This window comes from Clavibacter lycopersici, from assembly GCF_003576405.1.
GTDB classification, from domain to species: domain Bacteria; phylum Actinomycetota; class Actinomycetes; order Actinomycetales; family Microbacteriaceae; genus Clavibacter; species Clavibacter lycopersici.
Genome location: NZ_QWGT01000470.1, coordinates 1 through 785, shown reverse-complemented (window position 1 = coordinate 785; position 785 = coordinate 1). Strand labels below are relative to the sequence as shown.

Genomic DNA, 785 nt, shown 5'->3' with positions numbered 1-785 from the left:
CCCCGCGACCGACGGGCGTGCCCGACGAGGTCGCGGCGCGGGTGCTGGCGTCCACGGCCGCGCCCGACGGCGCCACCGCGGGCGGCGCCGACGCGGGCGTCGGGACCTCCGCATCGCCCGGCGCGCAGCTGGTCGCCGCGATCTCCGCCCTCCGCGCCGACGGCTACGTCACCCACGGCGTCGGCGACGCGCCCTTCAGCCGCTCGGGGCACTCGGCCGAGCGGATCGCCGACCTCCTCACGACGCGCCCCATGCTCGGCGACGCGGAGCAGTACGCGGTCGCGGCCGCGCTCATGGCCGACGACCTCGGCTTCCCCGTCCGCGTCGTGATGGGGTTCGCACCCGGCGAGGCGGCCGTGCGCGACGCGGCCGGCGGGCCCGTGGCGATCACCGGATCCGACGTCACCGCCTGGATCGAGGTCGACACGGCGTCGTCCGGCTGGGTCGCGGTGGATCCGAACCCGCCCGTCCGCGACGTCCCCGACGCCCTGCCCGACGAGCCCACCGAGGTCGCCCGCCCGCAGACCGTGCTGCCGCCGCCCGTCGAGGAGCAGGCCGAGCCCGAGGACCGCACGCCGCCGGACGCCGGCCAGGACGACCGGCCGGAGGTGGATCCCGCGCTCCAGGCCGTGCTCGCGGCCGTGCGCGTGGCCGGCTGGTCGCTGCTCGGGCTCGGGCTCGCGGCGTCGCCCTTCCTCGCGGTCGTGGGCGCCAAGGCGTCGCGGCGGCGCCGTCGCCGCCGGGCGGATGCGCCGCGCGACCGGGTCGGCGGCGCGTGGGACGAG

Annotated in this window: 1 protein-coding gene; it reads left to right on the top strand. The window is 79.7% G+C overall.

The window, feature by feature from the left end:
• Positions 1-17 precede the first annotated feature (17 nt).
• Positions 18-785 (top strand): transglutaminase-like domain-containing protein (locus DZG00_RS16000; protein ID WP_304650946.1); only part of this gene is annotated, 768 nt, incomplete at its 3' end.